This is a genomic window from Thioalkalivibrio sp. ALJ7 (assembly GCF_000376865.1).
In the GTDB taxonomy this organism is placed as follows: domain Bacteria; phylum Pseudomonadota; class Gammaproteobacteria; order Ectothiorhodospirales; family Ectothiorhodospiraceae; genus Thioalkalivibrio.
This window is the reverse complement of the sequence record NZ_AQXQ01000008.1, coordinates 92,056-116,994: the sequence shown is the minus strand read 5'-3', so window position 1 is coordinate 116,994 and position 24,939 is coordinate 92,056. Positions and strand designations below refer to the sequence as shown.

Below are 24,939 nucleotides of genomic sequence, written 5' to 3'. Positions count from 1 at the left end.
CCGCAACGACGAAGAGAACACCATGGCCTTTGGACACCGCTATACCGGACTGATCGAGCGTTACCGTGACCGCCTGCCGGTGCATGACGATACGCGCATCATCTCGCTGGGCGAGGGCAACACGCCGCTGATCCGCCTGAACAACATCCCGCGCGAGCTCTCCCGCGAGGTCGAGATCTACGTGAAGTTCGAGGGTTTGAACCCGACGGGCTCGTTCAAGGATCGTGGCATGACGATGGCCGTGACCAAGGCAGTGGAAGAGGGCTCGCGGGCGATCGTCTGCGCCTCGACTGGCAACACCTCCGCGGCTGCGGCCGCCTATGCGGCACGTGCCGGGATTACCGCGTTTGTCGTCATCCCGGACGGGAAGATCGCGATGGGCAAGCTGGCCCAGGCGATGATGCACGGCGCCACCGTAATCCAGATCGAGGGGAACTTCGACGACGGCATGCGCCTGGTGAAGGAGGTCGCGTCCAATACGCCGGTGACGCTGGTCAATTCGGTGAACCCGTATCGTCTGCAAGGTCAGAAGACCGCGGCCTTCGAAATTGTCGAGGAGCTGGGCCGTGCCCCGGACTACCACTGCTTGCCAGTGGGCAATGCAGGCAATATCACCGCGCACTGGATCGGCTATAGCGAAATGGCCGCGAAGAGTAGCGATGACGTGACCGAGGCGTGTTCCTACTGCAAGGGCCACTGTAAGTACGCCGGCGGTGGCATGGTGGGTAACCGCCCGCACATGGTGGGTTACCAGGCCGCGGGTTCCGCGCCGTTCATGCGCGGTGCGATGGTGGACGATCCGGACACCGTGGCCACCGCGATCCGCATCGGCCACCCACAGTCCTGGGATATGGCCTGGAAGGTCCGCGAGGAATCCAACGGTTGGTTTGACGAGTGTCAGGACGACGAGATCCTGGCTGCACAGAAGCTTCTGGCAGAAAAGGAAGGCGTGTTCTGTGAGCCGGCGTCCGCCGCATCGCTCGCCGGTGCGCTGCGCGACATCCGTGAGGGCAAGATTCCGGAAGGCTCGACGGTGGTGTGCACCCTGACCGGCAACGGCCTGAAAGACCCGGATACCGCCATTGCTCAGAGCCTGGTGCAGCCGACCAAGGTCCCGGCGGAGCTGGAAGCGGTCTCCCGCGCGATCCGTGACAACCTGAGCTGACGCTCACGCACGATCGACCTCGGAGCGGGGTATAACCCAGCTCCGTGCCCGTCAGGGTTTGCTGCGCAGGTCCAGGTCGAAAAGGGTGTCGCCCCCCAGGCGGAAGATCCGGCAGGGCGGGCGCAGGGCCTGCTCCAGCGAGTCGATCTCGGGCAGGGTGACACCCGAGCGCCCGGAGCCAATGAGCATCGGCGCGATGGTCAGGTGCAGGCGGTCCAGGGTGTCGGCTTCCAGGAAACGCGAGACGGTTTGTCCGCCGCCTTCGACCAGCAGGCGATGCAGGCCCATCTCCGCGAGCCGACCGCGGATGCGCGCGGGACCGAAACGCCCATCGGACTCGGTCGGCATCTCCAGGCACTCGACATGCTCCGGCAGGCCGCAGGGCCCGTACCCGGCCGCGTGCAACACGATCGTGCGTACATCAGCCGACTGGAACACATGGGCATCCGCCGGGATGCGGCCGTCAGGGTCCAGGATCACGCGCACCGGGTTCGGGCCTTCGGTCTTGCGCACGGTGAGTCGTGGATCATCGGCGACCACGGTACCGGCGCCGACGATCACGGCATCCACCAGCGCTCGTAGCCGGTGCAGGCGTTCGATGTCTTCTGGCCCCGTTACGTAATGCGAGTCACCGCTGGTGGTCGCAATGCGCCCGTCCAGGCTTTGCCCGAGCTGGGCCACGGTAATACTGGGGGCTTCCACAATGGGGCCATAGAGATCCAGCAACTCGTGTGCCCCGGGGGCAAGGGGCCCTGGCAGGGGACAACAGCCGGGATCGTCGCGCTGCGCCAGTAGCCAGCGCCACGCCTGCTCTTCGGTCACGGGATAGGCTGTCATGCCGCAATTTCCGTGGTTACGGGACCGCGACCGGTCAGTTGGGGTAGGCTAGCGACGTCCGTCACCTGCTCGGCCAAGCCGGGGACCCCGGTCGGGGAATTCGCGGATTGCGGGCTGGTCATAAATAAAACTCCGTATGGAAGCACCCGATGCACAACGCCGATCGCGGGATCTTTGATCTTCGCCGGGGCCATCCGGTCCTGGTGAGTGGTTCGCAATCGAGTGTACTCGTCGCGGCCGTCGAGGGTCTGACCCCCGTTTTGCTGGATCGCCTGACCCACATGACCGGGTCGGCGCCTCGACTGATTCTAACCGCGCACCGGGCCTCTGCAATGGGCTGGTCGCAGCCGTTGCAGGAAGATTGGGAAGGCGTAGCCCTGGAATTTGCTCCGGATACCGATCCGGAGGCCCTGTTTACCCTCGCGAGCGCCCCTGAGGCCTCGAATGAGACGGCACACATCGATGCCGCGCTCGGTGAGCCGAAGGTGATGCGGGCGCTGCCAGCCGAGGTCGCCGCGCTCGAATTGGTGCGCGCGGGTCGCTTGCTGCCTGCGGTGATCGCGGCCCCCGTGCCCGAACCCATTCCCGAGGCCATTCGTTCCGCACTTGCGGATGGAATGTTCCTCGACGTGGAAGAAGACGAGGCGCGCGCCGTTGCGAAGCATCCGCGCCTGGAACTGGCCTATGTCAGCGAGGCCCCGGTACCTTTGGCGGATGCCCCGGTCACGCGCTTCATGCTGTTTCGCGAAGGCAACGGCATCCTGGAACACGTCGCCGTGCTGATCGGGGAGCCTCGCGAGTGGCCGGATGCGGTGCCGGTGCGTTTGCACTCGGCCTGTCTGACAGGCGACCTTTTTGGGAGTCTGCGCTGCGATTGTGGTGACCAGTTAAGACTGGGCGTGAAGACCATCAACGAATCGGGCGGGGGGGTGTTGTTGTATCTCGCCCAGGAAGGCCGTGGCATTGGCCTGGCCAACAAGCTGCGGGCTTACACCATGCAGACCGCGGGCTTGGACACCATCGACTCGGATTGCCAACTGGGGTTCGAGGCCGATGGCCGTCGCTATGACGCGGCTGTGGAGATGCTCGAGTTTCTCGGGATTGACTCCGTGCGGTTGCTGACCAACAACCCGGGCAAGATCGAGGCCATGCGCGCCGGTGGCATCGACGTTGTGGCGCGCGAGCCGGTGCATGGCAAGCTGAATCCGCACAATCTGCGCTATCTCAGCACCAAGGCCGATCGCAGTGGACACTGGCTGCAGGAACTCCTGGCATCGGAGGCAGAGCGCGGCTAAATCGGCCGTGTTCCAACCGTCATCGCGACGCGCGAAGCGCCGTGGCGATCTCCAGGGGCGCCAGCTGAACACCCTAAGGAGACGCTGATTTAATCGCACGTCCGCGTTGGTGCCCCCTGGTTTCCGAGACAAGGCGCGTCGTGTAGCGGGTAGTGGTTCTACCCGCCCGTTTCTGATGGATTCGGGGCGCAACGCAGGATCGGGCCATATTCATTCAGAATCGGGGGGCACCAACCCCACAAGCTATTGAAAGCTGGGGCTCGGCCGCCCGTTGTTATCAAAAAACGGGCGCGGGAACGGCGTTGCGGCTCCTTTGTGCAGAATGACTGCACGGCAGTCACCGCGCCTTGTTCGCACGCAAAAGCGGCTCGAGCGCGGACGCGCGATTAAATCAGCGTCTCCCTAAGGATTGCCGCGCGATGCGCGCAATGACTCGGGCTTAGAGCGTTCCGAGGTGTGTCAGGTCAAAGCGGGCCGTGTCGCGAATGGCGGCCGCCAGGCTGGAGGCATAGTGCGCGATTAGCGTCGCGCCCAATTCGGGGGTGGCCGCTCGGGCATTACCGACGACCCCGGTCGGGTTGAGATCGCCCGCCATCCAGGAAAAGGCCGCGCGTCCTTCGGGCTGGAGCATCTCGAGTTCACTCTCCAGTGTTGTTCCTAGCGAGCCGGCATCGGCGGCCGCCGCCATGCGTACCTGCTGCGGCGCCAGAACCTGCATCATCGCGGTCTCGAGCAAGCCCCCGTGCAGGCCGTGGCGCTGTTCCTCCGCGGGGATGCCCAACGCGGCCGGCAGCGGTTGCTGAAAGTAGTGATGCTTGACCACCAGCATGTCCTGTTGCCGGCGCAGGTCGAGGCCGACCAGATCGCAGATCGCGGTGTTGCCGCCATGGCTGTTGGCAATCAACAGGCGGCGGATGCCGCTTCGAGCCACGCTGATTCCGATGTCGCGCAGGGCGGCAATGGCGGTCTCGGGCTGCAGTGTCAGCGTACCCGGGAAGCCCAAATGCTCATTGCTGGTGGCGATCGCCATGGGCGGAAGGATGGCCAGGGACGGGGCGTCGTCCAGTTGTCCGTAGGCCGCCTGCAGGAGCCCCAGGCCGATCCGGTAGTCGGTGTCCAGTGGCAGGTGCGGTCCATGCTGTTCGATCGCCGACAGTGGCAGGATCGCGACGCCATCGTGGGCGGCGAGCTCGGCAATCGTGGCGCTGGTGTGGTGCTGCCACCAGGGAAGGGCGTCGACGTTCATGCGGTCAGCCTTGCCGCTCGTGGATGCCGCGTCAAGCGTTGATCTGGCGGGCGTAGAGATCGCCCGAGCCCAGGCGCTCGCCGTTTACCTCCAGCCAGGCAAGGATTTCCGGCCCTGACTGCCATGCCTCGAAGTGGTATTGCCGATGTTCACCGGGGATCAGGTTGTATTCGTATTCACCCAGCGCGGCGAGCTGATCCAGGCAGTCCTGGGTGATGTCCAGCGCTCCGGCCACGAATTCGAATGAAAGGGCCCGCACCGGCTGACTCAATCCACGCAGGACTTCGGCCTCCAGACCCTCCACATCGATCTTGCAAAAGCTCGGTGTGCCGTACTCTGCGATCAGTTGATCCAACGTGACCATGGGGACCGCGATCTCGTCGTCCCAGGTCACATGCTGGAAGCTACGATTGCGGGTTCGCAGGGACTGCACCCAGGGACGTGAGGCCGAGGAGACCGTCGGATGCCGGCGGCTGACCTGGAGCTGCGCGGAACCGGGGTGCGGCCCCGCAACCTCGCGCCGGATGGCGATGCCCGTACGACCCCGCACGGCGCGGCGAAGCCAGGGCAGGAGCTGTGGTTGCGGCTCCAGGGCCACCACGCGAGCCCCGAGATCCGCGAAGGCGCGGGTCCGGTCGCCGACGTGTGCGCCAATATCGAAGGCCAGGTCGCCGGGCTGGATGAATGGGGCATACATGCGTTGCAGCCCTTTCTGTCGGCCCGGACGACGGTAAATGATCAGGGATCTCAAGATACCGATGGTGCGATCGAACCACGCAGGTCGAACGAAGAATTTCGAGGGGTTGGTCATTGCGGCAGGCTAACCCACAGTCGGCATCGTGGGAACGTCCGATGCCCTCTGGGGTCTTCTGGAAAGTTTGTTGGCTTCGGCCGTGGGTGCTGCGGCCGGTTGCCTTCGAAACATAGGAGTTGGACATGCACGCAGGTTTGCGGATTCGACACGGCTTGGCCGTGGGCACGTTACTGAGCGCCCTGATGGTCAGCAACGTGCAGGCAGAGAGCGAGTGCCCGCCTGCGGGCGGTTGGGCCACGCCCGCAGGCGAGGTGCTGGACAGCGCCGAGCTGTACAAGGAACTGGCGACTGCCGACGCCGTGCTGCTGGGCGAGCGGCATGATCGTATGGATCACCATCGCTGGCAGCTGGGCACGCTGGCCGCGCTGCACGGGAAGCGGCCCGACATGGTGATTGGCCTGGAGATGTTGCCGCGCTCCAAGCAGGCGGTATTGGATGCCTGGGTCGCGGGCGAACTTGACCCGGATACCTTTCTGGAGGCGAGCGAGTGGTATACGCACTGGGGATTCGATCCCGAATTGTATTGGCCGATCCTGCATTTCGCGCGGGTGCACGACGTGCCTTTGCTGGCGTTGAATCTGGAGCGTGAGAAGATTCGGCAACTGGGTCACGAAGGTTGGGACGCCCTTGATTCGCAGGCGCGCGATGGTGTGTCCGCCCCGGCGGAGGCCAGTGCGGGGTATCGCGATTATTTGCAGGCCGTGCTGGAGCGCCATCCCTCCGGTATGGGGCCCAATGGGGATCGGTTTATTGCCACGCAGCTTGCTTGGGACCGGATGATGGCCGGCGCCATCGCCGATCGGATTGAGGCCGGTGGGGATTCGCCGCCGTTGGTCGTGGCCATTATTGGCTCGGGCCACCTGGAGTTTGGGTACGGGGTGCCGCACCAGCTTGCCGACTTGGGTGTGACCGAGTCACCGGTACTGCTCCCGCGCGAGCCGGGAGCGTGTGGCAACGCCGATCCGGATCTGGCGCGTGCGGTCTTTGGCGTCCCAGCCGATGAACGCTTCGAACGTTCGTCGCGGATGCTGGGAGTACAGATCGAGCCGGGCGAGCCGGGCATTCGCATTCAGGCCGTGCAAGAGGGCTCCATTGGCGAGGCGGCTGGTCTGCGAGCCGGTGATCACGTGTTGAAGGCTGGTGAGCGGTCATTGCAGGCGGTGGCGGACCTTCAGCGCGTGGTCCAAAGCGTGCAGCCAGGGACCTGGTTGCCACTGGAGATCGAACGCGACGGCGAGCGGATGGAGCGGGTCGCCCGCTTCCCGCTGGAGGACTAGCGGATGCGATTGAGTGTGGCGATCACCTGCGTGGTCGTGCTCGTGCTGGTCGGCAGCAAGGCGGTGGCGGACACGGATTTTGAGGGGGTCACGCTGCAGATCGAGCTGATCCCGAGCCAGGCACGGATGGAAGGGCGATTCGAGGTGGATCCGGCACGAGTGGACCCGGCCTCGCTGGCTTGTTTTCGGTTGGATCCGGCTATTGCGGTGGACGCCGTGACCCAAGGTGGCGATCCAATCGAATATTCCCGGAGTGATGCGGGCTGGATCGAACTCGAACGGCCACCTGAAGCCGGTGGCGGTGTGCTGGCGATTGTCTACGGCGCGCGTCTGTCTGCGCCCAGCCAGGCCCGCCCGGGTGGTGGCTTTCTGGGCGACCAGGGTGGCTTCCTGCCGCCCGGTGCGGATTGGTACCCACGGCGTCCGGATTCAGAGCCGCACCCGGTCCGTATTCGCCTGGATGTCGCGGATGGCCACCTGGGCGTAGCCTCGGGATCCCGTGTCCACGAAGAGGAGGATGGGGGGCGTTACCGGGCGACCTTCGAGCATCCGGCTGGGCGTGCCCTGGCGGTTGCGACGGGCCCGTGGGAAGCCGCCGATCACGAGATCGAAGGGCTCTCAGTACGCACCTTGTTTCCGGCCGCGCTGGAAGGACGCTTCGGCGAGATTTACCGCGAGCAGGCGGCGGAGTATCTCGAACGGTTTGGTGAGCAAATTGGCGCCTACCCGTTCGACACCTTCACGATCGCCGCCAGTCCGCAACCAGTAGGACAGGCCTTCTCCGGCTTCACATTGTTGGGGGAACGGGTCATTCCCCTGCCGTTCATCCCGCATACCTCACTGGGGCATGAGGTCCTGCACAACTGGTGGGGTACCGGTGTTTACGTCGATGATACGGGTGGCAACTGGTCCGAGGGGCTTACAACCTACCAGGCGGACTACGCCTTCAAACGCGAACGTGGCGAGGGTCGCGAGGAGCGCGGTCAGTGGCTGCGTGACTATGCTGCATTGCCCCAAAGCGAGGACCGGCCCCATGGCGATTTCCGGGGCGGCAACTCGGGGGCTGCACGGATTGCGGGATATCACCGGGGGGCCATGTTGTGGGCCATGCTGGAGGACTGGGTAGGGCGCGAGTCCGTGGTGGAGGGATCCCGGGCGCTTTTTGGCGAATGGCGCTTCCGTGAGGCGCACTGGGACGCCCTCGTCGATGCCTTCGATGGGGTTACGGACGAGGACCTGAGGGCGTTTTTCGAGCAATGGGTTCGCCGTGCGGGCGCACCCGCATTGGAACTGACCGATTTGCGCCTGGCCGAGCAAGGCGAAGGCTGGCGTGTCGAGGGACAGCTGCGGCAACGTTTCGAGCAGGACCCGTGGTCCGTGCGCGTACCCTTGGAGATCAAAACCGAGGAGGGAACCAGGACGCATTGGGTCGAACTCGAGACCGCTGAACGGTCGTTCACCCTCGAGCATGACCAGCGTCCACTCGCCATCGCAGTGGATCCGGATTGGCGGGTATTTCGCCACCTCCCTCCGAGTGAGTCGCCGGCGATCCTGCGCCAGGCGGCCCTGGACCCGGATGTGCGCGTCATCGCGCTGGGGGATGCCGGTGTCGAGGAAGTCGCCCCCTGGCTGGGTCGTGCCCCCAAGGAGGCCGATGAGATGGAGGGCATGCGCATCCTTCTGGGTGAACATGAACCGGTCGCCCAGTGGCTGGCGGATCGTGACCTGCCCGCAACCCCATCGATGGTGGAGTCAGAACTGGAAGCGGGTTCAGGCGCGCGTGCCTGGGCGGTTCCCGATGCCGACCTGGTGGTGATTAGCGGGGCGGATGCATCGGAGCGGCGTGGTGTGGCTGCGGAGCTGCGCCATCGTTCCCATTACAGTTATCTGCTCCCCGATGGGAATGGTGAGCGCGTGACCGGGCTCTGGCCCAAGGGTGGGGTGTGGCAGGATCTGACGTATGACGAATGACTTTGTCCTGGATGCGCGCCTGGAAGCCGACACCTGGGCCGTGGCGGACTGGCCGCTGTCTCGCGTGCGCCTGATGGATCACTGGGACTATCCGTGGTTCATCCTGGTCCCTCGTCGGCCAGGTGTGCGTGAACTGCACACGCTGGGTCGGGAAGATGCGGCCCAGCTGGCTCGAGAGTCCTGCGCCCTGGCGCAGGCGATGGAGCAGGTCTTTACCCCCAAGGCATTGAACGTGGCAAAACTGGGCAATATCGTCGAGCAGCTGCACCTGCACCATGTTGCGCGTTTCGAGGGCGATCCAGCTTGGCCCGGCCCGGTCTGGGGCGTGGCGAGATCGCGAGGTCTGGAAACGCAAGAGGCCGAGGACCGCATTGCGCGGGTCCTCGGCCTCGTTGCCGACGTGGGGGCTTAGCCCGACGTCGCCCTCGCTTGGGCTACGGCTCAGAAGCGGTAGCCGACGTTCATCCCAAAGGCCCAAGGATCGATCTCGACCGTTCCTATCCGTTCGCCGTTGAGTCGCGCGGTGCTCTCGATGTCGATCCAGCGGACTTCAGCGTTCACAAACCAATTGTCGGTAACTGCCAGGTCGATACCGGCCTGAAGCGCGACGCCCCAGGAGTCGTCCAGGCGCAATTTGTGATCGGACAGTGCCCCCCGGGTGGTCTCATCGAAGAAATGGGTGTAATTCACGCCAGCGCCTAGGTACGGGCGGTATGCGGTCCCGGTGTTGAAGTGGTACTGCAGGCTCAGCGTTGGCGGCAGGTGCCGGGTGTAACCCACATTGCCCAAGCCATCGAGTGCGATGTCATGCTTGAACGGGATACCAACCAACAGCTCCAGACCGAGGTTGTCGGTCATCATGTAGGTGACCGTGCCGGTTGGGCGGGTGCTGGAACCGACATCCACGCCCAGGTCGCTGTCTGTTAGCTCCCCATTGTCCGACTTCGGAGAGATATAGGTCAGACCGCCACGCAGCAGCCAATCACCAGCGGAGACGTCGGCATTGGCGGCGGTGGCGTGGGCCGGAAGCAGTGCGGCTGGGGCCAGCAGGCCCGCCAGGGCCAGGGAGCGGAAGGTCAGGGTGCTTCGCATTTCAATGCCTCCAAGGGGTTATCGTTTGGAGGCATAATGCGCCAGCTGCATCAGGAAACGTTGATGCAGATCATCTGGGGCGGCGATTGTTCAGAACGGCAGGCGCTGGCCCTCGAAGTCATAGAGACGTCCGGAGTCCTCGGCGTCCCGTTTATCCAGGACCTTGAGCAGTTCTCCGGTCGAGTACGCAGGCGTAAGCACTTCCGGTGCCCGCGCCCGGTAGGGTTCGGAAAGCGATGTGGCAACGGTGCCGGGCTGAAGGGCGATGACCACGGCCTGGCGATGGCTGAAGCGCAGCTCCAGGGCCGTGGTGCGCACGATCTGGTTGAGCGCGGCCTTGGAGGCGCGATAACTGATCCAGCCGCCCAGGTGGTTGTCCTCGATGGAGCCTACTCGCGCGGACAGGGTGGCGAGCACGCCCTTGTGATTGCGAGGGAGCAGGGGAGCGAGGTGTTTGAACAGCAGGGCCGGGCCAATTGCGTTGATGGCGAAGGACTGGGCCATGATCGCAGGATCGATCTCGCGCAGCCGCTTTTCCGGCCCGTTTCCATCGATGGTCAGGATGCCGGTCGCGTCCAGGATCAGGTCCCATTCCTTGGCCTGTTCGCGCAGCCAGATCGCGGCCTGTTCAATACTGGCCTCGTCGAGCAGGTCCACCGGGGGAGTACTTTGACGGCCCAGCCCGACCACGCGTTCGCAATTCGGGTCCTGCTCCAGGTGCTCGACAAACGCGGCGCCAAGGCCGCCCGTGGCACCGATGACGACGGCGCGATAGGGTGTATTCAGGGATTCCATGGATACTGCGACCGCGGGTCTGGAAATAGATTCCGGGCGTGCGTACCCGGAGCAAGCCGGGATCGGAAAAGGAGCGCATGAACTTCCTTCACACCTTAGGCCATGCCGCGCGCAATCTGGCCCCGATTGTGATCGTGGTCGCGGTGTTTCAGGCACTTGTGCTGCAAACCGTGCCGGATGGCTTGCTCTCCATGGTGGTGGGCCTGGCCATCGTGGTCTTCGGCGTGGCGTTGTTTCTGCAGGGTCTGGAGATGGGGATCTTCCCCATTGGCAAGAACCTGTCGAACGCGCTGGCGCGGCGCGGCTCGCTGCTATTGCTGATGGCCTTCGGATTCACGCTGGGCTTCTCCACGGTGATCGCGGAGCCGGCGCTGATTGCGGTGGCCGAGCAGGCAGAGCTGATTAGCGAGGGTCGGATCGAGGGCTTCGTGCTACGCATGATCGTCGCCCTGTCGGTGGGCGCGGTGGTCGCGCTGGGTATCCTGCGCACGGTGCTCGGACACCCGCTGCACTGGTACATCCTGAGCGGCTACGTGCTGGTGGTCCTGGTGACCTTCTTTGCCCCGGAGGAGATTGTCGGCCTGGCTTATGACTCGGGCGGGGTCACCACGAATATCGTCACGGTGCCGCTCATTGCGGCCCTGGGGCTGGGCCTGGCGGCGTCGATCAGTGGGCGCAACCCGCTAAGGGATGGCTTTGGCTTGGTCGCTCTCGCGGTGATGGTCCCGATGATCACGGTGCAGATCTACGGGATCATCGTATTTGCCGGAGCGGATATCGCGGCCCCTGCAGGCGGGGAGGCGGAGGCAATGGACCCGGATACGGCCCTGCCGGGTGAGGGCGAGCGCCACTGGCTGTCGGCGATGGGCATGGACTTGTTGCTGATGCTGCGTGACGTGGCGCCCATTATCGCGGTGATCGTGGTCTTCCAGTACTTCGTGCTGCGCAAGCGTATCCCCTATCTACCGCGCGTGATCTTTGGGTTTGCGCTGGTCGTGCTGGGCCTGTATGCCTTTGTGGTCGGGCTGAAGCTGGGGCTGTTCCCGATCGGCGAGAGCATGGCGGAGCAGCTGATCACCAACGAGCTGTTCCTGTGGGTCTATCTGTTCGCGTTTTCCATTGGCTTTGCCACAACGATGGCGGAACCGGCGTTGATTGCGATCGGCCAGAAGGCGGAGGAGGCGGCGCATGGCTCCCTGCGGGGCAATGTGATCCGAATCCTGGTCGCGCTTGGGGTGGCGATCGGGATCACCATTGGGGTTCATCGCATCCTGGCGGGCGATTCTATCCATCACTACATCATGGGCGGCTATCTGCTGGTGATCGTGCTGACGATCCTGGCACCGAAGCAGATTGTGGCGCTGGCTTTTGATCTCGGTGGGGTTACCACGTCGGAGGTGACGGTGCCGCTAGTAACCGCGCTGGGGATCGGCCTGGCGACCCACCTGGAAGACCGCAATGTGCTGATCGATGGCTTTGGCCTGATCGCCTTTGCCTCGATCTTCCCGATCGTCACGGTCATGCTCTACGCCATTGCCGTGGACCTTTACGAACGCTGGCTGGCTCGCAACGAGCAGCAGGAGGAATAGCAATGAGATTTTCCGCACTGGTGGCGGTTTTGTCCGATGACCTGGAGGAGCGTGCGATCGCAACGGCCAAGGAGGCGGGCGCGGGTGGTGTCACCATCATGGATGGCCGTGGGATTGGCGCCGAGGCGCGCAAGACCTTTCTCGGTATGACCTACGAGGGTAGCCAGTCCGTACTGTTGTGGGTGCTGGAAAAAAAGGTGGCCCTGGGTGTGCTCAAGGCCATTTCGAAAGAGCTTGATCTGGCCAATGATCCCCGGGGGATCGCCTTCACGGTCGATGTCGCCCATCTGGCCGGTATTGGGCGCAACCAGATCGAACAGTTCCAGGAACAGGTCAAGGAAGAACTTTGAGGGAGAACATCATGCTGGTACGCGAAATCCTCAAGTCCGACGTCATCACCGTATCGCCGCTGGCACCCCTGCGCGAGGCGATGCAACTGATGCGCAAGCACAAAGTGAAGTCCCTGGTGGTGGACAAGCAGCACGCCCACGATGCCTATGGGATCATTACCTACACCACGATCCTCAAGACCATCGTGGCGGAAGAGGGCGATATTGACCTCTCCAATGTCTATGATGTCTGTACCAAGCCGGTGATTACCGTGCCCGCCGAGATGGACGTAAAGTACGTTGCACGACTCATGGTCAGCCAGGGGATCCGCCGCCTGGTGGTGCTGAAAGGCAATGAGCTCGAAGGCATCGTTACCACCAGTGACATTGTCGGCTCGATCCTGGAAATGGCCGACATGGACTGACCGCGACGCAGCACCGGTTTCATCGTCCTGGGGAACCTCCGTAGACGAGTGAACTCGCACTACATTTGGAAACCCGTCCTGCGGCGCGCCTGCGTTCGCTGTTAAACCGGAGCTGCCCCACACATGACGACCGTTCCATCCATCGAGGGCTACGAGAAGCTGCGTTTGCTGGAGACGGCAATTGAGCACTCTCTCAACGCGGTTCTGGTCACCGATGCCGATCTTGATGAAGGGCCGCGGATTCTTTACGTGAATCGCGGATTCGAACGGATCACGGGATATTCCCGGGATGACGTGTTGGGCAAGACGCCGCGGATGTTGCAAGGGCCGGAGACCAGCGAAGAATTCCGGCACGAATTACGTGCGGCGTTGGAGCAAGGCCATTCCTATGACGGCGAGACGGTGAACTATACCCGCGAGGGTCGTCGCTACGTTGTCAGTTTGCACATCTCCCCCATCTACGCCGACGACACGGGTGCGGTAACCCACTTTGTTTCCGTCCAGCGTGATGAAACCGAGGACCGGGAACGAGACGATCAGTTACGCCTGCTCTCCACGGCCCTGGAAGTGGCGGGAGACCCGGTGCTGATCACCGACCCCCAGGGCAACATCGTATACGTGAATGTGGCCTTTGAAGAACAGACTGGATATAGCCGCAACCAAGTGCTGGGGCAGAATCCGCGTCTGTTCAAATCGGGTCAGCAGGAGGATGCCTTTTATCAAGAGATGTGGGAGACCCTGAAACGTGGCGATACCTTCCGGGGCGAATTTGTGAACCGCCGCCACGACGGCTCGTTGATTCATCTTGAACAGACCATCAATCCGGTGATTAACGAAAGGGGCCAGATTACGCACTACGTGGCGATCGGGAAGGACATCACCGACCGGGTGCGTATGGAGGACGAAGTCCGCCGTCTCGCCCATACGGACTGGCTGACGGGCCTGGCGAATCGTCTGAGTCTGGGCGATACGCTGGAGACGGAGATGGAGCGCAGCCGGCGCTACGGGCGACCGCTGTCACTGATCATGTTCGACATCGACCACTTCAAGGACTTCAACGACGACTACGGTCATGAAACCGGCGATGAGGTGCTCAAAAAGCTTGCCGACACCGTGCGCAAGGCACTACGCGAAGCCGATGCCCTGGGGCGCTGGGGTGGTGAGGAGTTCATGGTCGTGGTGCCGGAGACCCCCTGCAAGGGCGCGGAGGCGATGGCCGAAAAGCTCCGTCAGACCGTCGCTGCGATGAAGACGTCGTGTCCGATTTCGGTTACCGCCAGCTTTGGCGTCACGGATATGCGGCCCGGAGATACCCCCAAGACCTTCGCCCGCCGCGTCGACGAAGCGATGTACCAGGCCAAGGAAGCCGGCCGTAACCGCGTCGTCTCGCTCTGATGACCACGTAAGCTCGATTTCGATTTCACCACAGAGCGCATAGAGAGCGCTGCGAAGGGCTAAGGGCGGTTCACAGGAAGTTGGGAAGGCAAGGAGATTGTTGGTGGGACGATTGGCAGTTGATACGCGATGGGATCAGGTCTGACACCCCAATACCTTCATAGCTTCCGGTCTTCCTGCAAATATCCCTTGAATGGGCCCTTCTTCGTCTCTTCGTGCGCTTCGTGGTCCATTAAGGAAACGCTGATTAATGTGCACGCTCGCGTTGGCGCCCCAGGTTTTCCGAGACCAGGCGCGGTGCGCAGCCGGTAGTGGTTCTACCGGCCCGTTGTTGACTGATTCGGGCCGCAACGCAGGATCGGGGAACCTGGGGCGCCAACCCCACAAGCTATTGAGTGCAGGGGCTCGGCCGCTTTTGAGCGCGCACGGCGTTGCGGCTCCCTTGTGCAGAGTGACTGCACGGCAGTCACCGCGCCTTGTTCGCACGCAAAAGCGACTCGAGCGCGAGCGTGCACATTAATTAGCGTTTCCTTAATGCTTCAAAATGCAACGGGCCGGCGCAAAGGCCGGCCCGTTGGTGCGTGGCGAGACGGTAGTGTCCGTTTCGCTGGCAACTTGCTGAGGACTAGGCGCGGCGGCGCAGGACCCAGATTTCCAGCAGGGCCCAGTCTTCGCCTGGATAGTTCTCCTGTTCCAGCGGAGAAAGCCGACGATGGCGGCTGGCGGTGCTGCCCACGAACTCCAGATGTTCCAGCAGCAGGCGCTTGGTCGCATCGGCCTTTTCCAGGGCGAAGGGGTTCAGGAAGTTGACCAGCATGTAGCCTTCGCGCGGGGCTTCCGCGAAGGAGCGCACCAACTTCTCGATCGCCGGTGGATCCAGATAGACCAGGGAGGCCGTGGAGATCACGATGTCCGCATCGGCCATGGCCTTCTCGATCGCGTCCTGGGTCTCCGGGGCGGGCTGGTTGAGGTCAGCCTCGAAGGTCTCGTCGAACAGCCCGGCGCTCTTGCCATAGGCCAGCGCATTGCCGGAGATGTCGATGCCGGTGGTCTTCATCGGCAGTCGGCGCGGGGCCGCGACGGTCTTGCAGGCTTGTTCGTCCGCCCAGTTGGCGCGGATCGCCTCGACATCCATATTGTGGATGGCCGCCATGGTGGTGTTGCCGAAGCAGCAGCAAAGATCCACGTAATTGAGGGTCTTGCCGGCTGCGGCCTGTTGTTCGGCCCAGGGGAGGATCAGCCGGTCGAAGGTTTGCCGGTTGAAGTCGTCGGAGATGTAATCGAGCGCGTCGATAATGCGCTCCTTGAACGGCACCGGGGTCTCGGCGACGTAGATATCGTCAAAATGCTGCTTCTTCTCCTCGGTCTTCACTTGCGGCTCACTCATCGGCTTCTCCTCGTTGGATAAACACACCATGTTCGGGGGCATGCGTCAGTAACGTCAAGTAACGTTGTTCACGCCAATGGCACTGATCGGGCGCCATGGGCCGTTTTGGCTATGTATCATGCGGTGAGGAGTTGTGATTCCCTCGATAGGCTCGGGGGTGGTGAACGCCGGAAGGGATGTGCATGAAGATCGACTGTTTCAAGGCCTATGACGTGCGGGGCCGAGTGCCGGATCAACTCAATCCGGAGGTTGTGCATGCGATCGGTCGCGCCTTTGCCGAGGAGATTCGGCCGGGACGGACCGTGGTCGGGCACGATATCCGTCTGTCCAGTCCGGAGCTGGCCCAGGCCCTCATCGGAGGTCTGACCGCCGGTGGAAGCGATGTGGCCGATATCGGCATGTGTGGCACCGAGGAGGTGTACTTCGCGACCGCCCATCACGGGGCTGGGGGAGGGATTATGGTTACCGCCAGCCACAACCCCCTGGACTACAACGGGCTGAAGCTGGTGCGTAGCGATGCCCGCCCAATCAGCGGCGATTCCGGGCTGCAGGCCATCCGGGCGCGAGCCGAACGCGGCGATTTCCGGCCGCTGCCGAATGGTCAGGTCCGGCGCCTGGATCATCGTGCGGATTACATTGCCCGCTTGCTGGCCTCGGTCGATTCTCCTTCGCTGCCCAAACTCAAAGTGGTCGTGAATCCCGGCAACGGGGGCGCGGGCCCGGTGCTGGAAGCACTGGAGCCGTATCTGCCGTTCGAGTTCATACGGGTGAACTTCGAGCCGGATGGTCGGTTTCCCAATGGCATTCCCAATCCGTTGCTTCCCGAGAACCGCGCCGCCACGGCCGAAGCGGTTCGCGCGCATGGCGCGGATCTGGGGGTTGCGTGGGATGGCGACTTCGATCGCTGTTTCCTGTTCGACGCCGAAGGCCACTTCATCGAGGGCTACTACATCGTTGGATTGTTGGCCGAGGCCTGCCTGGAAGGGCATGCCGGAGAGCGCATCGTCCATGACCCGCGCCTTACCTGGAACACCATTGAGATGGTCCGCGCCGCCGGAGGCGAGCCTATCCAGTCGAAGACGGGGCACGCCTTTATGAAGGAGCGATTGCGTTACGAAGACGCCATCTATGGCGGCGAAATGAGCGCGCACCACTATTTTCGGGATTTCTACTACTGCGATACCGGTATGTTGCCCTGGCTGCGGGTGGCCGAACTGATGGGGCGCCGTAAGCAGTCGCTGGGCTCCATGGTCGCGGAGCGGATGGCGCGCTTCCCGTGCAGTGGCGAACTGAATTTCGAAGTGGAGGACGCCGCCGCGGCTACGGATCGTGTCCTCGAGGCCTATGCAGGGCAGGGTGGCATCCGGGACGATACCGATGGTATCTGCCTGGAATTCGCCGACTGGCGCTTCAACCTGCGCAGCTCGAATACCGAACCGCTGTTGAGGCTGAATGTGGAGACCCGCGCTAATGCAGCCCTTCTGAATCAGCGTGTGGACGAGATTTCGAGCTTGATCAAGGGGTGAGCCCGATGGAACGCATGGATCGCCAGAGCGAACTTCAGCCCGTCATCCTCGCCGGAGGCTCGGGCACTCGATTATGGCCGGTATCGCGCAGCCATTACCCCAAGCAGTTTCTCCCCCTGACGGGTGAACAGACTCTGTTACAGCAAACCGCCCACCGCCTGGAGGGCCTTGGCTGCTTTGCGCCCCTGGTGCTGGCAAATGTGGAACACCGCTTCCTGGCGGCCGAGCAGTTGCGGGCTATTGGGGTGGAACACGCCCGAATCCTGTTGGAGCCGGAAGGCCGAAACACGGCGCCTGCTATCGCGCTGGCGGCTCTGCAGGCGCAGGCGGAGGGCCGCGATCCGCTGCTCCTGGTGCTGGCGGCAGATCACCACATCGGTGATCCCGATGCCTTCCGGGAGGCAGTCGCTCGCGCGGTGGCGCTTGCCGAAGCGGGTTACCTAGTGACGTTCGGTATCGTGCCGACTGCCGCCGAGACCGGCTATGGGTATATCCAGCAGGGCGAGCCCCTGGGCAGTTCCGGGGCGCGGGTCGCCCGCTTTGTAGAAAAGCCGGATGTAGCGACCGCGCAGGCGTATGTGGACGGCGGGGACTATCTCTGGAACAGCGGCATGTTCGTGTTCCGTGCCTCGCAGTATCTGAAGGAACTGGAGCACTTCGAGCCCGCTATCGTGGCCGCCTGTCGCGGGGCGCTGGAAAGTGCGTGTGAGGACCTGGACTTCCTGCGGGTTGATCCGGAGGCCTTCGCGGCCGCCCCGAACATCTCGGTGGACTACGCCGTGATGGAACGCACTGAGCGTGCCGCCGTAACGCCGCTGTCTGCTGGTTGGAGCGACATCGGCTCGTGGTCAGCCCTGGCCAACGTTCGCGGCATGGACGGGGAGGGCAACACCCTTCGCGGTGACTGCCTGCTGGAAGACAGCGAGGGCTGCGTGGTCGACGCCGACGGCCTGCTGGTGGCGGGCATCGGTCTGCGCAATCTGGCCGTGATTGCGACCCGAGATGCGGTGCTGGTGGCCGATCGTGACCGCGTACAGGACGTTAAACGCATCGTGGATCGGTTGCGGGTCGCCAATCGAACCGAGCATATGAATCACCCTGCGGTCTATCGCCCCTGGGGATGCTACGAATCGATCGACACCGGAGCTCGGTACCAGGTGAAGCGGATCACGGTGAAGCCCGGCGCCCGACTGTCCCTGCAAATGCACCATCATCGGGCCGAGCATTGGGTGGTGGTCCGCGGGACGGCGCGGGTGACCAATGGCGAGCAGAACTATCTGGTCACCGAGAACGAGTCGACATTTATCCCCATCGGGCAGGTTCATTGCCTGGAGAATCCGGGAACACTGCCCCTGGAGTTGATCGAGGTGCAGTCGGGCAGCTATCTGGGTGAGGATGATATCGTCCGCTTGGAAGACGTCTACGGCCGCACCTGAAAACGGTAGCGGGTGCGGTCAATGGAGCCGATTCCCCGGCAGACGCTGATCAAGCCGCCTGTTCGCGCATAACTCGACTTTGCCTTGTTGCTGCTGTCCCTTGTCTGTTCTTCGTGCCTTCGTGGGCTTCGTGGTGCAAAAGCCATTGGTCCTTAATCCGCATCCCACCAGGGAGACGCGGATTAGCCGAAGTCGCGGGAGTGGGTAACGAGCTCGCCCAGCCAGGCGCTGCGGTCGATCAGGCGCTGCACGATCAGGTGGCCGACCCCCTCGCTGTACTGCCATTCCCCGTGGGCCTCCAGCAGGCGGCCGTGCAGGACCTCGGCGCGAAAGCGCTCCACCCGGTCCGGCCAGACGATCAGGTTCAGCGTGCCGCTCTCGTCCTCTAGCGTCAGGAATACCGTGCCTTTGGCGGAACCAGGCCGTTGGCGGGTAATGACGATTCCGGCGTAGCGGGCGCCGCTATGACCGGGCTGTTCCAGTAGCCGGGCGGCGGTGGCCAGGCGCTGCTGTTCCAGAAACGGGCGCATCAGTGCCAGCGGGTGTGGGCCCAGGCTCAGGCCTTGGGTGGCGTAGTCCTGTACCAGGTCGTCGATCCCATCCGGGCGGGGGAGCAGCGGGGTTACGTCGGCTTCGCGGGTGGCCTCGGCTGGGAGATTGGCGAACAGTGGCAGAGGTTCTTCCACCGCCTCGGTCGTCCAGCGCGCCTGGTGGCGGTTGCCGGCAAGGCCTTTCAGGGCGTCGGCGCGAGCCAGGCGATTGGCCTGGGCGCGGGTGAGGGCGGCCCGCGCCACCAGGTCCGGCACATCCTGAAATGGGCGCGTCTGACGCGCGGCCACGATCCGCTCCGCGACGGTCTGCGCCAGTCCGCCAATCCGGTTCAGGCCCAGGCGCAGGGCCAAGGCGTCACTGCCCGCGATGGGTTCCACCGTGCAGTCCCAGTCGCTGAAGCGCACGTCCACTGGGCGCACCTCGACACCGTGGCGGCGGGCGTCGGCCACGATCTGCGCCGGGGCGTAGAACCCCATTGGCTGGCTGTTCAGCAGGGCGCAGGCAAAGATCGCGGGTTCATGGCGCTTGAACCAGGACGAGACGTAGGTAATCAGGGCAAAGCTGGCGGAGTGCGATTCGGGAAAGCCGTATTCCCCGAAGCCGAGGATCTGCTGGTAGAGCTTCTCTGCAAATTCCGATGGATAGCCACGTTTCTGCATGCCTTGCATTAAGCGTTCGCGGTAGGTCGCCAGGCGTCCGGTACGCCGCCAGGCGCCGATGGCGCGGCGCAGGCCGTCGGCCTCGCCGGCGGTGAAACCGGCTGCGACCATCGCCAGTTCAATCACCTGCTCCTGAAAGATCGGTACGCCCATGGTGCGCTCCAGGACCCGCCGAACCTCGGGGTTGGGATAGCGCACCTTGTCCGGGTGGGCGCGGCGCTTCAGATACGGGTGGACCATGTCCCCCTGGATCGGGCCAGGGCGCACGATGGCGATCTGGATCACCAGGTCGTAGAAGTTGCTGGGCTTCAGCCGCGGCAGCATGCTCATTTGGGCGCGCGACTCGATCTGGAATACGCCCAGGGTGTCGGCCTTTTGCAGCATGCGGTAGACGGCCGGGTCTTCGGTAGGGATGTCGGCCAGGCCCCAGTCGCGGCCACGGTGGAGGGCCATCAGCTCCAGCGCGCGGCGTACGCAGGAGAGCATGCCCAGCGCCAGCACATCGATCTTCAGCAGGCCCACGGCGTCCAGGTCGTCCTTGTCCCACTGGATTACCGAGCGCTCCGGCATGGCGGCGTTCTCGATTGGGACCAGTTCGTCCAGTCGTCCCTCGGCGATTACGAAGCCCCCGGTGTGCTGCGACAGGTGGCGCGGGAAGCCGAGTAGCTCGGCGGTCAACGCCTGCCACTGCCGAGCCAGCGCGCCGTTCGGGTCCAGCCCGACCTCGCGCAGGCGCTCGGCGGGGATGCCGTCGTCCCACCAGGCGAGGTTGGCGGTCAGCGCATCCAGCCGCGCGCGCGAGATGCCCAGGGCGCGACCGACGTCGCGCAGGGCGCTGCGCCGGCGGTAGCGGATTACGGTGCAGGCCAGGGCCGCGCGCTCACGGCCATAGCGCTGGTAGATGTACTGGATCACCTCCTCGCGGCGCTCGTGTTCGAAGTCGACATCGATATCCGGCGGCTCGCCACGCTCGGCGGAGATGAAGCGCTCGAACAGCATGCTGGAGCGCGAGGGGTCCACCGCCGTGATGCCGAGGGCATAACAAACGGCGGAATTCGCCGCCGAGCCGCGCCCCTGGCACAGGATCCCGCGGCCACGGGCAAAGCGCACGATGTCGTAGACCGTCAGAAAGTAGGGCTCGTAGCCGAGTTGCGCGATGATCCCGAGCTCGCGCGCGATCTGCTCGGACACCTTCGGCGGGATGCCATCGGGCCAGCGCCCGCGTGCGCCCTTCAGGGTCTCCTCGCGCAGATAGGCGGCCGGGCTCGTGTCCCGGGGCAGGGGATCGGTCGGGTAGCGGTAGGTGACCGCGTCCAGCGAGAAGTCGCAGTCCTGTGCGATCCGCACGCTGGCCGCGAGCCAGGTGGCGGGATACAGCGTGGCCAGGTCGTCGCGCGGGCGCAGGCAGCGTTCGCCGTTGGGGAAGCGCGCCGGGGCCGCCTCGGCAACCGTGGTGCGCAGGCGCAGCGCGGTCAGCACGTCCTGCAGGGCACGCCGGCCGCGAGAATGCATGTGCACATCGCCGCAAGCGACGATCGGGAGTCCCGTCGTGTCGGCGAGCTGCCGTGCGCGGGTCGCGAGTGGGACATCCTCCGGCGTGCGCAGCTGACTGACCGCCAGATGGACCTGCCCCGGCGCGGCCCACCCGGCCAGCCAGCGGGCCGCCTCGGCGAGCGTCGGCTCCGGGATCTCGGGTTCGATACGCAGCAGGACGTGCCAGCCGGCCCGCGCCTCGGCGGGCAGGGCATCGAGGTCCGACTGCGTCAGGTGGTAATGCCCCTTATTTGCTGCCCCGCGCGCCCGGGTGATCAGACGGCACAGCGCGGCATAGCCCGTGGCATTGCGCACCAGCAGGGTCAGGGTGGGGCCATCCGCGAGTTGGAAGGTCGCCCCCAGGATCAGGTGCAGGCCGCAGTCCTTCGCGGCGGCGTGGGCGCGCACCACCCCGGCTAGCGAGGCGATATCGGTCAGCGCCAGTGCTCGATACCCCAGTGTCTGTGCCCGTTCGACCAGCTCCTCCGGGTGCGAGGCCCCGCGCAGGAACGAGAAATTGCTGAGCGCAGTCAGCTCGGCATAGGCAGGTTCCGCTGAGGGGGCAGGAAAGGTGTGGGACGCGCTGCACATAGACTGTAAAAATATACAGTACTATGCGGAAGTCGACAGGTATGCCCGTCATCGCGGCGCAGGAACGCCCGTCCTGATGCTTTGTGGCCTGATTCCGGAGTCCCGCGACCCGCGTGTGTACACTGCGCCCAATACCCTGATCCCCCGCCGATTACGCGGAGTCCCTCATGCGCTACGTCTTCTTGCCGGTCATGCTTCTTGTCCTGGTCTTTGTGCTGGGCAACGTGATGCTGTTCAATGCCCTGCCCAAGCCGGACCGTCTCAAGGAACCGCTGGCGCTGGACTATGGCACTTCGTCAGACCAGTTCCGGCGCGATATGGGCCTGCTCCTGCAGCAGCCCATTGTCAGCGGTAACGAGATCGAGATGCTAAAGGATGGCGAGGCCATCTACGCGGCGAAGATCGAAGCGATCGAGAACGCCGAGCACTCGGTTACTTTCGAGGTGTACGAATACTGGGGCGATCAGGCGAAGGTCTTCTCCGAAGCCTTGACGAACGCGGCGGAGCGCGGCGTTAAGGTGCATGCCGTGCTGGATTTCATTGGTTCGCGCAATGCCGATCCCGACCAGTTCGACCGCATGGAGGAGGCTGGGGTGGAGCTGGTTCGCTGGCGGGAGCCGTCCTGGTACCAGTTATCACGCTTCAACCACCGCACCCATCGCAAGTTACTGGTGGTCGATGGTCAGACCGGCTTTATCGGGGGCGCCAATATGGCGGATGCCTGGCTCCCCGGTGAGGATCGGGAGGCCTATCGTGACAACCATTTCCGCATCACGGGGCCGGTGGTGGGCAATATGCAGGCTGCGTTCATGGAGACCTGGCTTGATGCCACGGGCCGGATGCCTACCGGCGAGGCGTATTTTCCGGCCTTAGTGGAAGCCGGCAACCGCGATGCCCAGGTGGTAAACAGCGCCCCGCGCGAGGGGCGGCACCGTGTGCGCGCCATGTTCCTGCATGCGATTGCGGCCGCCGAGGAACACATCACCATTGGCACGGCGTACTTCTACCCCGATCCGGATTTTCTCGATGCATTGGTGGAGGCAGCCGACCGGGGCGTAACGATTCGCGTCCTGGTGCCGGGGGATGGCATGAATCTGGGTTTCTTCCGCCATGCCTCGGTCAATCGCTGGCGTCCGATGCTCGAAGCCGGTGTGGAGCTCTACGAATATCACCCCCGCATGTACCACTCCAAGCTGATGGCGGTCGACGACCGCTGGGCTAGCGTGGGTTCGGCCAATCTGCACAATCGGTCGTTTCGTCTCAACGACGAGGCCAACCTGAACATATGGGACGAGGACTTCGCCCGGGAGATCCGCGAACTGATCCAGTCCGACAAGGCTGAGGCGGAACGCTTGACGATAGAAGCATGGGAAAACCGGCCGTGGCGCTTCCGCCTTGCGGGTTGGATTACCTGGGTGATTGGACCTTATCTATGACGACAGATCTGCCACGTGCGCTTGAAATTGGAACCCTGCGCTTACCCGAGGGCGGGGCAATTGGCATCACCCGTTGTCCGGGTACAGAGCTCGATCTGCCCGCATCCGCGCGCGAGGGCGGCGATCTCTCGTCTGACCTGGCCGCGATCCGTGACTGGGGCGCGACCACTGTGGTCACGTTGAATCCGCCACAGGAGCTGGAGGCCCTGGGTGTGCCGCAGCTCGGGGAGACTGTCCAGGCAGCGGGGATGGAGTGGCTGTACTTGCCAATCGGTGACATGGCCGCCCCTGATCGCCCCTGGGAGGAGCAATGGCTGGCGGTAGGGCCGACCATTCATCAAAAGCTGAAAGACGGCGAGTCCGTGGTGTTCCATTGCGGCGGCGGTTTGGGCCGGGCAGGGACCATCGCAGCGCTGACCCTGATTGAGCGCGGCGAGTCACCCGACCAGGCGATCGCCACCGTGCGCCAGGCGCGCCCAGGTGCCATCGAGAGCCCCGATCAACAACTCTACCTGCAGACGCGTCCCGGATCGGCGATCTGAATCCGAATCCACCGGTTCAGGGCGCGCAGAAAGATGGTTGGACGACGGTCGGGGGTAGAAGACACCTGCGTCTTAATTGCAGTCGCCGCAGCAGCGGTCGCGCCCGGCGGCCTTCGCGGCGTAGAGGTGCTCATCCGCGCGGCGCATCAAGCGGTCCAGGCCTTCTCCCGCTTGCAGGCGGGCACACCCAATCGAGATCGTGAGGTGAAGGTCGGGTGCGGCGTTCGGTAACTGAATGGTGCGGACCGTCTCCAACAGCCGGTTTGCGGTGTGCCGAGCGCCCTCCAGGTCGGTCTCTGGCAGGATCACGGCAAATTCTTCTCCGCCGGTGCGGCCCATAAAGTCGTTGTCTCGCAGCATCTCGCCGCAGGCGCGGGTGACCGCACGCAACGCGTCGTCGCCAGTGGCGTGCCCGTAGTGGTCATTGATCCGCTTGAAATGATCGAAGTCGATCATCAGCACGCAGAACGGACGTCCATGGCGGTGCGCCCGCTCGACCTCGCGGTGGGCGCGATCAAACAGTCGTAACCGATTGGCCACCCCAGTCAACGAGTCGGTATGAGCCGCCTCGCGCCAGTACTGCTCCAGCTGCTTGCGGGGGGTGATATTGACGGCCACCCAGAGGGCCACGGGTTTCGGGTGATCGAAAGGCGATAGAGGGATGACACGTCCCTCGAACCATTGTTCGACCTCACCTTTTGAACCTTTCCGTGAGGCATCGGGAAGTAGCGCGACTTCGGACACGCGCAAGGGGTACTCCACCGTTTGCAGATCGCCCGTGCGGATGGCCTCGTGTACGAGGTTTAGGCAGCGGTCCGCGATTTCAGCGGGCAGCGCTTCGTGAAGGGTGTGGCCTTCCAGCGTCTTGCCATCGATGTACATGGTCTCGTTGGCGCCCCCGATGACACGCACATACAGGCCATCGGTATCGATGACGAAGGAGATATCCGGAAGCGCGCGAAGGAGTGCGAGCAGCTGGTCGCGTTCTGCCCGAAGGGCCTCATATTCGGCCCGTGAAACCTGGGCATTCTCGTTTTCCATACCGTT

At 63.8% G+C, this 24,939-nt stretch carries 21 protein-coding genes; 13 read left to right on the top strand and 8 right to left on the bottom strand.

The window, feature by feature from the left end; all coding sequences use genetic code 11:
- Nucleotides 1-22: 22 nt before the first annotated feature.
- A complete protein-coding gene (thrC, locus tag D002_RS0103495; RefSeq protein WP_018140526.1) occupies nt 23-1,165 on the top strand; it encodes a threonine synthase in 1,143 nt (380 codons plus the stop codon).
- Nucleotides 1,166-1,216: 51 nt separating this feature from the next.
- On the opposite strand, the gene D002_RS0103490 is transcribed toward thrC, so the two are convergent.
- The gene (locus D002_RS0103490) at nt 1,217-2,002 is read right to left on the bottom strand and encodes a RibD family protein (RefSeq protein WP_018140525.1); all 786 of its coding nucleotides are present in this window, start codon (nt 2,000-2,002) and stop codon (nt 1,217-1,219) included.
- A gap of 149 nt (nt 2,003-2,151) precedes the next feature.
- On the opposite strand from D002_RS0103490, the gene ribA reads away from it, so the two are divergent.
- Nucleotides 2,152-3,297, top strand: coding sequence for a GTP cyclohydrolase II RibA (ribA, locus tag D002_RS0103485; protein ID WP_018140524.1), 1,146 nt, complete (start codon nt 2,152-2,154; stop codon nt 3,295-3,297).
- 439 nt (nt 3,298-3,736) lie between these two features.
- Here the strand turns inward: ribA and D002_RS0103480 are convergent, their stop codons facing one another.
- Entirely contained in the window at nt 3,737-4,543 is an 807-nt protein-coding gene (locus D002_RS0103480; RefSeq protein WP_018140523.1) for a creatininase family protein, read from the bottom strand.
- A 31-nt stretch (nt 4,544-4,574) separates the two neighbouring features.
- Nucleotides 4,575-5,354 carry an FkbM family methyltransferase gene (locus tag D002_RS0103475; RefSeq protein WP_018140522.1) on the bottom strand — a complete coding sequence of 260 codons (780 nt, stop codon included), beginning with the start codon at nt 5,352-5,354 and terminating at the stop codon, nt 4,575-4,577.
- Nucleotides 5,355-5,479: 125 nt separating this feature from the next.
- Between D002_RS0103475 and D002_RS0103470 the strand changes: the two genes are divergently transcribed.
- From D002_RS0103470 to D002_RS0103460, 3 genes are read left to right on the top strand one after another with little or no spacing between them, the layout of a single operon-like run.
- A complete protein-coding gene (locus tag D002_RS0103470; protein WP_018140521.1) occupies nt 5,480-6,634 on the top strand; it encodes a ChaN family lipoprotein in 1,155 nt (384 codons plus the stop codon).
- A gap of 3 nt (nt 6,635-6,637) precedes the next feature.
- The gene (locus tag D002_RS0103465; RefSeq protein ID WP_018140520.1) at nt 6,638-8,605 is read left to right on the top strand and encodes a M1 family metallopeptidase; all 1,968 of its coding nucleotides are present in this window, start codon (nt 6,638-6,640) and stop codon (nt 8,603-8,605) included.
- A complete protein-coding gene (locus tag D002_RS0103460; RefSeq protein ID WP_018140519.1) occupies nt 8,595-9,017 on the top strand; it encodes an HIT domain-containing protein in 423 nt (140 codons plus the stop codon). The genes D002_RS0103465 and D002_RS0103460 overlap by 11 nt, the downstream gene beginning before the upstream one ends.
- Before the next feature lie 29 nt (nt 9,018-9,046).
- Here D002_RS0103460 and D002_RS0103455 read toward each other — a convergent pair whose 3' ends face one another.
- Together D002_RS0103455 and D002_RS0103450 are read right to left on the bottom strand one after the other, a co-directional pair.
- Nucleotides 9,047-9,697, bottom strand: coding sequence for an OmpW family protein (locus D002_RS0103455; RefSeq protein ID WP_018140518.1), 651 nt, complete (start codon nt 9,695-9,697; stop codon nt 9,047-9,049).
- Nucleotides 9,698-9,787: 90 nt separating this feature from the next.
- A complete protein-coding gene (locus D002_RS0103450; protein ID WP_018140517.1) occupies nt 9,788-10,492 on the bottom strand; it encodes an SDR family NAD(P)-dependent oxidoreductase in 705 nt (234 codons plus the stop codon).
- A gap of 77 nt (nt 10,493-10,569) precedes the next feature.
- Between D002_RS0103450 and D002_RS0103445 the strand changes: the two genes are divergently transcribed.
- From D002_RS0103445 to D002_RS0103430, 4 genes are all read left to right on the top strand, one after another.
- Nucleotides 10,570-12,081, top strand: a complete 1,512-nt coding sequence (locus D002_RS0103445; protein ID WP_018140516.1) for a DUF1538 domain-containing protein — start codon at nt 10,570-10,572, stop codon at nt 12,079-12,081.
- 2 nt (nt 12,082-12,083) lie between these two features.
- Nucleotides 12,084-12,431 (top strand): P-II family nitrogen regulator, encoded by a 348-nt coding sequence (locus tag D002_RS0103440; protein ID WP_018140515.1) that lies wholly within the window; start codon nt 12,084-12,086, stop codon nt 12,429-12,431.
- 11 nt (nt 12,432-12,442) lie between these two features.
- Complete coding sequence (locus D002_RS0103435; RefSeq protein WP_018140514.1) at nt 12,443-12,835, top strand: CBS domain-containing protein; 393 nt, start codon at nt 12,443-12,445, stop codon at nt 12,833-12,835.
- A 123-nt stretch (nt 12,836-12,958) separates the two neighbouring features.
- Nucleotides 12,959-14,230: a GGDEF domain-containing protein gene (locus tag D002_RS0103430; RefSeq protein ID WP_018140513.1), complete on the top strand. Its 1,272-nt coding sequence runs from the start codon at nt 12,959-12,961 to the stop codon at nt 14,228-14,230.
- A 625-nt stretch (nt 14,231-14,855) separates the two neighbouring features.
- Here D002_RS0103430 and D002_RS0103425 read toward each other — a convergent pair.
- Nucleotides 14,856-15,617 carry a class I SAM-dependent methyltransferase gene (locus tag D002_RS0103425; RefSeq protein ID WP_018140512.1) on the bottom strand — a complete coding sequence of 254 codons (762 nt, stop codon included), beginning with the start codon at nt 15,615-15,617 and terminating at the stop codon, nt 14,856-14,858.
- A 182-nt stretch (nt 15,618-15,799) separates the two neighbouring features.
- Between D002_RS0103425 and D002_RS0103420 the strand changes: the two genes are divergently transcribed.
- Nucleotides 15,800-17,143, top strand: a complete 1,344-nt coding sequence (locus tag D002_RS0103420) for a phosphomannomutase/phosphoglucomutase (protein WP_018140511.1) — start codon at nt 15,800-15,802, stop codon at nt 17,141-17,143.
- A 5-nt stretch (nt 17,144-17,148) separates the two neighbouring features.
- Nucleotides 17,149-18,579 carry a mannose-1-phosphate guanylyltransferase/mannose-6-phosphate isomerase gene (locus D002_RS0103415; RefSeq protein ID WP_018140510.1) on the top strand — a complete coding sequence of 477 codons (1,431 nt, stop codon included), beginning with the start codon at nt 17,149-17,151 and terminating at the stop codon, nt 18,577-18,579.
- Nucleotides 18,580-18,761: 182 nt separating this feature from the next.
- Here D002_RS0103415 and D002_RS0103410 read toward each other — a convergent pair whose 3' ends face one another.
- Nucleotides 18,762-21,914 carry an error-prone DNA polymerase gene (locus D002_RS0103410; RefSeq protein WP_018140509.1) on the bottom strand — a complete coding sequence of 1,051 codons (3,153 nt, stop codon included), beginning with the start codon at nt 21,912-21,914 and terminating at the stop codon, nt 18,762-18,764.
- Nucleotides 21,915-22,081: 167 nt separating this feature from the next.
- Between D002_RS0103410 and D002_RS0103405 the strand changes: the two genes are divergently transcribed.
- Entirely contained in the window at nt 22,082-23,350 is a 1,269-nt protein-coding gene (locus D002_RS0103405; RefSeq protein WP_018140508.1) for a phosphatidylserine/phosphatidylglycerophosphate/cardiolipin synthase family protein, read from the top strand.
- Entirely contained in the window at nt 23,347-23,892 is a 546-nt protein-coding gene (locus tag D002_RS13035) for a cyclin-dependent kinase inhibitor 3 family protein (RefSeq protein ID WP_018140507.1), read from the top strand. Before D002_RS0103405 ends, D002_RS13035 begins: the two co-directional genes overlap by 4 nt.
- A gap of 72 nt (nt 23,893-23,964) precedes the next feature.
- On the opposite strand, the gene D002_RS0103390 is transcribed toward D002_RS13035, so the two are convergent.
- Nucleotides 23,965-24,933, bottom strand: a complete 969-nt coding sequence (locus tag D002_RS0103390) for a sensor domain-containing diguanylate cyclase (protein WP_018140506.1) — start codon at nt 24,931-24,933, stop codon at nt 23,965-23,967.
- Between the last annotated feature and the right edge of the window lie 6 nt (nt 24,934-24,939).